The sequence below is a fragment of the Desulfosarcina sp. genome (assembly GCF_055467485.1).
In genome coordinates this window covers 20,247-29,276 of the sequence record NZ_JBUOIV010000040.1, presented here as the reverse complement: position 1 = coordinate 29,276, position 9,030 = coordinate 20,247, and the positions used below count along the sequence as shown (strand labels likewise).

The window sequence follows — 9,030 nt, the reverse complement described above, 5'->3', positions numbered from 1 at the left end:
ATGAAAAAAAATCACACCATACCAGCCAGTCAAGCGCTTTTTTTGTAACCGCAATCAGCAGCTCAGGGTCAGGGCCTGATTTTCTCACCTGCTTTGCCCATGAATCGGTTGATGACAATCCCATGGGACTTTCCAAAGGCCATGACCGCTTCGGGTCGGAATTGACCGGCCAGGTAGACGTTGAGAAAAGCGGGGGTGTCCAGCATGTGGAGGATGTAGGACAGGTGACCGCTGTAGCCGCTGTCGTCCAATCGCTGCAGGGCATGGATGGCCTCGTCACCCCTGACCATGACCTGCCTGCTGAGCACCGGGTGCTGGTTTTTGCTGCAGACAGCAAGCGAGTATATCCGACGGCAGGCAAAGGGACGCACGTCGTAGATCATGCAGGCCCGGTTTTTCATCAACAATGGACAGGCGGACGCGCTTTTTCTCTCCCGCTGCTTCATGTCGGCAGCCAGCCGCTTATTCACAGCCATCTGCCGGGTCCGGGGCAAGCGGTTGATCCGCTCACGGATCGCCAGTCCCTCCAGGGTGGTGATGTGGATACTGCCTGCATCGCTGCAGCAAAACGAACAGCCTCTACCGCAGACCGCTTCGGTTTTGAATGGAGCAGCTTCATTTTCGAAGTCGTCGTAGATGGCCTGCAACCGGTTCTTTTTATCTTCCATGGCGTCTTGTGGGTTGAAGGGTTGATGAAACCTTGAGAAGCCGCACTGCACCAAATTTTACCATAGGCGTGCAGCCGATATAGGAGACACCCGGGAAATCAGGCGTAATGTAGATATCGGACGGTTTGAGACGTCGTCATCCTTTGCGTGTGGCCGGCAGGCTGATGGTGATGGTGCAGCCGGGACCGTCGTTGTTCTCCGCCTGGACCCGTCCGCCCATGGCGACAATGAATTTTTTTACCAGGGCCAGGCCGAGCCCGGTGCCCCCGGTGGTGCGGGTGAGATCGTTGTCCGCGCGGTAAAAGTCATCGAACACCTGCTTTAACGATCGTTTAGGAATCCCCGGACCGGTATCGGTCACTGCCAGCTTTACCCAGCCGTCCACCGCATCCGCCGCAATGGCAATGTGTTTCTCCGGCAGATGGCGGCCGAACTTGATACTGTTCTCCATGAGGTTGATCAGTATCTGGACCAGCACTTCCCGGTCGTAGGCAAAGACGGGCAGCCGTTCGGCGTGAATGCTCAGATCGAATCCCTCCCTGGTCAGGCTCTCGGCCATCACCGACTGCACATCGGTCAGCACGTCCGTCAGATCTCCATCCTTGAGGTCGAAGCGGCGGGTTCGTTTTTCCAGGCGGGAGAGTTCCAGCACATTGTTGATCAACCCGGACAGCCGGGCACTCTCGGCGGCCAGGATGCTCAGGTACTCCTGCTCCCGCTCCGGTGTGGCGGCTATGCCCTGGTCGAGCATCTCGACGTACATGCGGATGTTGGTCAGCGGGGTCTTGAGTTCATGGGTCACGGCGGAGACGAACTGGGATCGCCGCTCGGAAAGATCCAGGACGGTCCGCGCACTGCGGTGGATGGCCACCAGGCCGGCCACCATGATCGCACCCAGGATTGCCAGGGCCAGGGTCAGTGTCTGACGAGCCGGTGACGGAGGCAGCGAGACGGTGCGCATCTCGGCGGTCAGAAAACCGAACGGGGCGGGAAAGGTTCGGCCGGCGACCCAATCCCCGGCCGCGATTCCGGCGTCTGCATCGCCTGGCTGGCGGGATGCACCCAGGCCGGCCGCAGTCAATGTCAACCGCGTATACCGGGCGATGGGCTGGGGATCGTAGTGCACCGCAAGCAGGTGCTCGAGAAAGGGTTGAAACTGGAGCACGAATCCCTGCCGGTAGATCTGGCCGTTGATACCGATGCGCCGGAAGATAAATACGCGCCCGTCATCGATGGCCACGGCCTGCAGCGGTGCCACTTCCACCTGGAACCGACCGGTTTGCGAATCGGCAGGCACCGTTTCCGCCATCGTCATCTGGCGGGCGGCCGTCACGGACGGCAACGCCGTTGCCGGCATGCCATAGGCTGAAGGTGCCTCTTCGTCTTTTTCCATGTCGGCAACGGCATTATCCTTGCTCGACAATGGCGATCGGTAAGGTTCGCGTTGGGCCAGGTTCATCGCCTGTCCGGCGGTGATCTCCTCCACCCGGGCCCGCTCCTGGCCTAACACGCTCTTGGACTTCTTTGGCTCGGATGTCCGCAGAAAACGGTCGGCAAAGGCGGACTGTTCTTTTTGTTCAACTGCTGGCGGTTCCTTGCCCGCCAGAGCAGACGGGGCCGGCAGCCGGGCGATGAATTTGCGCCGGTTGAAAACCGTGTTGACGGCCTGAAGCTGCCTTATCCGTTCGGCAAGACCGTCAGGCGGGTCCTCCCCGTCCTCCACCAGCGGGGTCTGGAATGAACCGTCCGGATTGTTCTGGAAATATCCCAGGATATACGCCTGGTCGGGTAAACGGGCGAGCGGGGACGGCGTCGTGCCGCTCTCCTGTGCCAGGGTGTGGCCATATTCGTCCACGGCACGCTTCTCCTCGCGCCGGACCAGATCGGCCAGGTCGGCCTCGATCTGGTCCAGCAGCCGCTCCGCAAAGAATCTCACCTGCGCCTGCGTTTCCCGATCGAGGGCCCCGTAGGTCCGCCAGGCCACGAAGGCCAGCGGCAGGGAGACCAGCACGCAAAAAATGATCATATACATGCGCAGGCGTTTCAATGTTCCGGCTCCAGGCGGTACCCTTCCCCGCGAACCGTCTGGATCAGCAGCCGTCCGTCGGCCAGTGAAGCGATTTTTTTTCTCAGTTTGAGCATATGAATGTCCACGGTACGGGTCTCCACCTCAGGATCCTTGTAATGCCAGACTTCGGTGAGCAGTTCACCTTTGGAAACGATACGTTCCCGATGGCGGAACAGGTAAACGATAATGTCCATTTCGCGGCGGGTCAGTGCCTCCGACCGATCCTGGTACTCCGCCTGAAGGTTGCGGCCGTCAAATCGCATGCCGGCATAGCGGATCTGCTCGTCACCCAGCGGTTTTCCGCTTCTCCTGAGCACCGCCTCTACCCGCACCATCAGTTCCCTCAAGGAAAAGGGTTTGCTCACGTAATCGTCCGCACCGGCGGTAAAGCCGGTCACCAGGTCGTCTTCGGACCCCTTGGCCGTGAGAATGATCACCGGCTGGACCGGCCGGTTGCTTCGGATTTCACGACAGATGGAAAACCCGTCCATGCCGGGCAGCATCACATCCAACAGGACCAGATCGTACTGCCCGCTCAATGCTGACGCGCAACCCTCGATGCCGTCGGCGACGCCATCGGCAAGGTAGCCGTTGAATATCAGGACGTCGCACAGGCCCTTGGCGATGGCCGGATCGTCCTCCACAACCAGAATGTGTGCTTTGGGCGTCTGCATGTCCGCTTCCTTTCGGCATGATCCTCGTTTCGATGGTTTCTCCCTATCACCAAACGACCCGCAATCAAAGTAAAACTTATGCAAAAAAAGGACGCTAACCTTTTGCATTTGTTTGAATTGTATTTCCATCCGGCTGGTCTACAATCCAAATCATGAGCCGATCAATCGGCAGAAACGGCAGACTTAACCCCAAACATTTAAGGAGAATCATCATGTCGACCACAAAAAAAAGCCTCTTGGCCATCCTTGGCCTGATCCTGGCCACCACGGCGGCCCTGGCCGCCATGGGAGCGATGGATACAGTCACCTCTCTTTCCCTTTCCGCCCCTGCCCTGACCGGAGACAAACCGGTTACCGTTTCCACCGAGGTGGTTCAGGACAAGGTTCTCAAAGGCAGTGACGGACGGGTGGCCGTTTCCCTGGAACTCAGCGCGGCCCGACTCCCCGCCAGCAACAACGATCCGGTGCAGGCCGCGGACCTGGTAATTGTGCTGGACCGCAGCGGCTCCATGGAGGGTCAAAAACTGAACGACGCCCGGCAGGCGGTGATAAGCCTTCTGGAACAGCTGGGTCCCGACGATCGATTTGCCTTGGTGACCTATTCAAATGGGGTTCAGGTCCAATCGGGGCTGGTGCCGATGACCGACGCCAACCGACGGCGGCTGACCACAGCGATCGGGCGCGTCCATGCCGGCGGCGGCACCAATCTTGGCGGCGGACTTGAAAAGGGTATGGACGTGCTGATGCACACGTCCGGCGATCTGCGCCAGCGCAAGGTCATTCTGATCTCCGATGGGTTGGCCAACCAGGGCGTCACAGACCCGGATGCATTGGGCCGCATGGCTTCGGCAGCCGTTGAGAACCGCTTTTCCATCAGCACGGTCGGTGTCGGACTGGAATTCAACGAAATGCTGATGACGGCCATCGCCGACCAGGGTGCCGGTTATTACACCTTTCTGGAGGACCCCCATGTATTCGCCCAGGTGTTTGAATCCGAATTTCAGTCCACCCGTCATGTGGCCGCCGCCGACGTCAGCATCCGGATCCCCCTTGAACCCGGCATTCGTCTGGTGTCCGCCGGCGGGTTCCCCATCCGCTACGAGGACGGCTCGGCGATCATCCATCCGGGCAACCTGCTGTCCGGCCAGAGCAGAACCCTATATCTGACCTTCCAGGTGCCCACGGATGTGGACAAGGAGATTGTCATGGGCCGGGTGCAGGTGAGGTATCGGCATCAGGGTGAGCCAGGCGCAGTGGACGCCCCCCGTCCCCTCACCGTTGCCTGCGTACCGGACCCGGCTGCGGTAATGGCCAGCATCAAAAAGGATTCATGGGCGGACCAGGTCGTACAGGAAGAGTTCAGCCGTCTGAAGGAAGCCGTGGCCGCCGATATTCGCGACGGTGATCAGACCCGCGCCCAGATGCGCATTCATGAATACGAGGCCAAGCAGGAGGCCATCAACAACACCGTCGGTTCGGCCAAAGTGGCCGAGAACCTGGAAACGGATGTACAGGCCCTTCGCCAGCGTGTGGATGAGACGTTCAGCGGTGCACCGGCAGCCGTGGCTCAAAAAAAGAAACAGGCTGCCAAGTCCCTGCAATATGACGGTTACAAGATGAGACGGGATAAAAAATAAATGTAGGCGGTGTCGGTTTAAAAAATCGATAGGGTTCCTTCATTCAAAATTGATAATTAAACATTCACATTTATACAAAAGGAGTCCCCCATGGGAATCATGACCCGCATGTTGAGACTGTGCAAGGCCGATGTCCACGGCGTGATGGATCAACTGGAGGATAAAGGCCTGCTGCTCAAGCAATACCTCAGAGAAATGGAAACCAGCCTCGGACACAAGGAACGGCAGGTCAATGCACTGGCGCAGCGCATTGGCCGCCTGACCGGCCAGCTCACCCGCCACGCCCAGGAGATGGACAAGCTGGAACGGGATCTGCTCTTGGCGCTGGAAAAGGAAAAAGACGATATCGCGCGAATGCTGATCCGCCGGCGACGCGCCCTTGAAACCGCATCGAGCCATTTGACGGCACAGGTCGAGACGGCTGCAAAGGAGAAAACGCAGCTGGCGGAAACCCTGGCCCATCAGCGGCTCCAGTATGACACCCTCAGGGCCAAGGCCGAGGTCTATTGCAGCCAGGCGGCCGACCGCTTGTTCGAGACGGCCTCGCGAAGCAACTCGGGACCGATCTATTCGATTGAGCCAGGCGATGAGGAAATCGAGCTGGAACTGCTCGCTCGAAAAGAAGCGCTGCAGAAAGGAGAAACCCCATGAAACGGCACGTGCGAACCACCCTGGTTTATGGATTGATCAGCGCCCTGGCCGTGATGCCCGCTGCGGGGTCGTTGGCCGGAATCATCGGCTGGCCCATGGCTTTCAAACTGGCGCTGTGGGCGGATCTATCCATCTATGCGGCTCTTCTGGCCCGTTGGAGCGGGAAAAGTCCGATGATCGTCCTCTTTCCCGTTGCACTGCTGCTGAGTACGGCCATTTGGCCTGACGGTTATAGCGTTTTTTTCTTTCTCGGCCTGGGAATTTTCAGCTGGATCCGCAGCGGCATCTGCTTTGGTGGAACGCCGGTCCGAGCGATGGCCGCCGAAGTGATCACTGTCGGTGGTGGCGCAGGCCTGGTGTCGCTTTTAGGCCCAAGCGCCGGCCTCAACTGGGCCATCAGCATCTGGCTCTTTTTCCTGGTACAGACCCTCTACTTTTACATGGTTCCTACATCATGTCCGGCAAATGCCGTCGGAGCGGCGCCGGACCCCTTCGACCGGGCACACCGGGAAGCACGGCGGGTGTTGGATGAAGCCGGATGACGGAGGTCCGAGAACAGAGGACGGAAGTCGCAAAACGGGTGTCATCACGAAGCCAGCGATGGCCTTGTAAGGACCTCCGTTCCCAGGCTATGGACAACCCCGTCGGCCGGTCTGTCTAACGGGTCGAAGCCCGGTAAATGGCCTGGGCCTTTTCCAGGGCAGCCACGTCATCGATGCCCATGGTTTCGTGTTCGTCGTCGACCACATGGAATCCGACCCGTTTGCCGTCCTTGACCATGAATTCGATCAGGTCGGTAAAAAAGTACTCCTCGATGTCCGTCATCCTGCCGTTGACCTGCTTTTGCACGATCTGCGGCCTGGATGCCAGAATGGGAAGATAGTCGGCCAGTGCCGTTCTGCGTGCGGCATAGATGCCGGAGTTGCACACGGTAAGGGATGCCTGCCGCTCGGCCGGGTAGTCCTTCCAGTATTTCCACTCGGTAATCTTTCTCACCCGGCCCGTTTCGATTTCCAACATCCCATACTGCTTCTTATCTTCGGGGGAGAAGCCTAAAACCATCAGGTCGTGTGTGCCGAGTCCGTCGACCAACCGGTCGTAAGTCCGCTTTTGCACGAAGGGTACATCACCCATGGTGATGATCACATGAGCGACACGCTGTGCGTTCACAAACTCACCGGCGGCAAGAATGGCGCCGCCGGTTCCGTTGAGTACCGGCTGTTCGCAGTAGACGGCTCCGGTGCCCTGCGTAACCGCCATGACCTGATCTTTGCAATGGTTGACAACCATCGCCCTGGGTCCGGCAGGCAGATTTTCCATCAGGTGCATGAGAATGGGGTGGCTGCCGATAAAAACGGAGCTGCCGGGCGCCAGCGGCAACAGGGTTTTGTTGCCGTCATAGCCTTGCATTCGGCTGCCCCTTCCGGCAGCCATAATAATCGAAGCGACGCGTGGGCCGGTATCGCTCAAGGTCATCCCGTCCTGCTTTCTGTTGGATGGTTGGCTGTATAATATCGTCTCTGAGATATCAGGTGCCCCGCTTTATAAAATGAATTTCCGGCGCTGTCCATATCTTAAGATCCAGGCGTCGGTTTCAGCTGACGACCGCCATTTTATTCCACCACTGCCTATTTTAATATTATCTATCTGTATTTATTATTTTTTTATCCTTCTTGGCGTTGCATTGAGGCGCGCCTGAAACACCAATTCGCGGCAAAAGGAACCCACCCATGACCGATCCCGGCTTGTAAACATTTTATCTAATTGATATTTCTATATAATATTTTTTTAATCGACTGTCTCTTTTTTCTTGCATTCCAGCCGAAAAGACATATATTCGCGCAAAACGGGACCCGGATAACAACCGGGCCGAAGCCCCGGTCGCACAGGCTCAGCACGGGGAAAAAGACAACCTTTTCTGATAAAGGAAAACAGACGACATGCAGGTGACCATAAAAAGGAATGAACAAGAGATCGCTTCACCGACGCAGACCGCTCAGGAAGGCGACGACGAGCCTCCTGAACCCAGCCCATGTCCGGAAGCCGCTGCTTCCATTTCCACCCCCAAACCTGCCGGACGGCTTGTCCGGTTTCCCACCCAACGCGCCGGAATCCTGAGCCCGGCAGTGAGATCATTCCGCAAGCGACATTTTCCCAGCGTACCCACCAAGTTGTGGAACGACTGGCAGTGGCAGACCAGCCATCGTATCCGCAGTCTTTCCCAGCTGGAATCGATGATTTGTCTGTCTGACGATGAGCGTGCGGCGTTTACCCGCGCAGAGACGGTGCTGCCTTTAGGCATTACACCTTACTACATGAGCCTGGTTTCCCGGGATGATCCGTCCCAGCCGATTCGCCGCACCGTCATCCCTACGGTCCACGAAACGGTCCGTACGGCCGGTGAGGCTGACGATCCGCTGGGCGAAGAGACCATGAGCCCGGTTCACGGCCTGGTCCACCGTTATCCGGACCGGGTGCTCCTGCTGCTCTCCGACTTTTGCTCGACCTACTGCCGCTACTGCACCCGCTCCCGCGTAGTGGGCCATGGCGGCATCCACCCCAGCCGCAACCGGCTGGAACGGGCCTTCGCCTATATTGAACAGACGTCTTCCATTCGCGATGTGCTCCTTTCCGGCGGCGACCCGCTGATGCTGGGAGAAGAGAAGCTCTCCTGGATCTTGTCCCGGCTGCGCCAGATTCCCCACGTGGAAATCGTGCGCATCGGCACAAAAGTTCCGGCGGTGCTGCCTCAGCGCATTACCCAGCGCCTGGTTCGCATGCTGCGTCAGTACCACCCGCTGTGGATGAGCCTGCACTTTACCCACCCGGATGAATGCACCCCCGAAGCGCTGCGGGCCTGCACCATGCTGGCCGATTCGGGCATTCCCTTAGGGTCCCAGACGGTGCTGCTCAAGGGCGTCAACGACAGCGTAGAGACCATGCGCAGCCTGGTACACAATCTGCTCAAGATGCGTGTACGCCCCTACTACCTGTATCAGTGCGACCCCATTACCGGATCGGCACACTTTCGGACCCCTATTGACAAGGGTCTGGAAATCATCCGCGGCCTGCGCGGATTCACCACTGGCTATGCCGTTCCCACCTACGTGGTCGACGCACCGGGCGGCGGTGGAAAGATCCCGTTGATGCCCGACTACGTGGTGGGCCGCGAAGATGATGCACTGGTGCTGAAAAATTATGAAAACCGATTGTACCGGTATCCTGAAAACGATTTTATTTCGGTAGTTTAATATAGCATAAATAATGTAATAGATCGGGGAGCGCGCCCCTCACCGGGCGAGCGTCCCCGATGTTTTTTGGACGTAGGTTGA

Annotated in this window: 8 protein-coding genes; 4 read left to right on the top strand and 4 right to left on the bottom strand. The window is 58.2% G+C overall.

Annotation, left to right across the window (positions count from 1 at the left end; all coding sequences use genetic code 11):
- Positions 1-68 precede the first annotated feature (68 nt).
- The 3 genes from ACZCED_RS17405 to ACZCED_RS17395 all read right to left on the bottom strand — a co-directional run bounded on the left by ACZCED_RS17405 (position 69) and on the right by ACZCED_RS17395 (position 3,410).
- Positions 69-668 carry a YkgJ family cysteine cluster protein gene (locus ACZCED_RS17405; protein ID WP_462970156.1) on the bottom strand — a complete coding sequence of 200 codons (600 nt, stop codon included), beginning with the start codon at positions 666-668 and terminating at the stop codon, positions 69-71.
- Between the two features lie 136 nt (positions 669-804).
- Entirely contained in the window at positions 805-2,715 is a 1,911-nt protein-coding gene (locus tag ACZCED_RS17400) for a sensor histidine kinase (protein ID WP_464861303.1), read from the bottom strand.
- Positions 2,712-3,410: a response regulator transcription factor gene (locus tag ACZCED_RS17395; protein ID WP_464861302.1), complete on the bottom strand. Its 699-nt coding sequence runs from the start codon at positions 3,408-3,410 to the stop codon at positions 2,712-2,714. The genes ACZCED_RS17400 and ACZCED_RS17395 overlap by 4 nt, the downstream gene beginning before the upstream one ends.
- A 212-nt stretch (positions 3,411-3,622) precedes the next feature.
- Between ACZCED_RS17395 and ACZCED_RS17390 the strand changes: the two genes are divergently transcribed.
- The 3 genes from ACZCED_RS17390 (at position 3,623) to ACZCED_RS17380 (ending at position 6,240) form a co-directional block, all read left to right on the top strand.
- A complete protein-coding gene (locus tag ACZCED_RS17390) occupies positions 3,623-5,047 on the top strand; it encodes a vWA domain-containing protein (protein ID WP_464861301.1) in 1,425 nt (474 codons plus the stop codon).
- Positions 5,048-5,137: 90 nt separating this feature from the next.
- Positions 5,138-5,698 carry a PspA/IM30 family protein gene (locus ACZCED_RS17385; protein ID WP_464861300.1) on the top strand — a complete coding sequence of 187 codons (561 nt, stop codon included), beginning with the start codon at positions 5,138-5,140 and terminating at the stop codon, positions 5,696-5,698.
- On the top strand, positions 5,695-6,240 hold the full coding sequence (locus ACZCED_RS17380) for a hypothetical protein (protein WP_464861299.1): 546 nt from the start codon (positions 5,695-5,697) through the stop codon (positions 6,238-6,240). Before ACZCED_RS17385 ends, ACZCED_RS17380 begins: the two co-directional genes overlap by 4 nt.
- Before the next feature lie 115 nt (positions 6,241-6,355).
- On the opposite strand, the gene ACZCED_RS17375 is transcribed toward ACZCED_RS17380, so the two are convergent.
- Positions 6,356-7,132: an NTP transferase domain-containing protein gene (locus tag ACZCED_RS17375; protein WP_464861304.1), complete on the bottom strand. Its 777-nt coding sequence runs from the start codon at positions 7,130-7,132 to the stop codon at positions 6,356-6,358.
- 506 nt (positions 7,133-7,638) lie between these two features.
- Between ACZCED_RS17375 and ACZCED_RS17370 the strand changes: the two genes are divergently transcribed.
- Positions 7,639-8,949 (top strand): KamA family radical SAM protein, encoded by a 1,311-nt coding sequence (locus tag ACZCED_RS17370; protein WP_462970163.1) that lies wholly within the window; start codon positions 7,639-7,641, stop codon positions 8,947-8,949.
- The last annotated feature ends 81 nt before the right edge of the window (positions 8,950-9,030 follow it).

Excerpts from the sequence above, each read along its gene's own strand:
- ACZCED_RS17390 (WP_464861301.1), top strand. The coding sequence starts at position 3,623 with ATGTCGACCACAAAAAAAAGCCTCTTGGCCATCCTTGGCCTGATCCTG.
- ACZCED_RS17395 (WP_464861302.1), bottom strand. The coding sequence starts at position 3,410 with ATGCAGACGCCCAAAGCACACATTCTGGTTGTGGAGGACGATCCGGCC.
- ACZCED_RS17380 (WP_464861299.1), top strand. The coding sequence starts at position 5,695 with ATGAAACGGCACGTGCGAACCACCCTGGTTTATGGATTGATCAGCGCC.
- ACZCED_RS17375 (WP_464861304.1), bottom strand. The coding sequence starts at position 7,132 with ATGGCTGCCGGAAGGGGCAGCCGAATGCAAGGCTATGACGGCAACAAA.
- ACZCED_RS17370 (WP_462970163.1), top strand. The coding sequence starts at position 7,639 with ATGCAGGTGACCATAAAAAGGAATGAACAAGAGATCGCTTCACCGACG.
- ACZCED_RS17405 (WP_462970156.1), bottom strand. The coding sequence starts at position 668 with ATGGAAGATAAAAAGAACCGGTTGCAGGCCATCTACGACGACTTCGAA.
- ACZCED_RS17385 (WP_464861300.1), top strand. The coding sequence starts at position 5,138 with ATGGGAATCATGACCCGCATGTTGAGACTGTGCAAGGCCGATGTCCAC.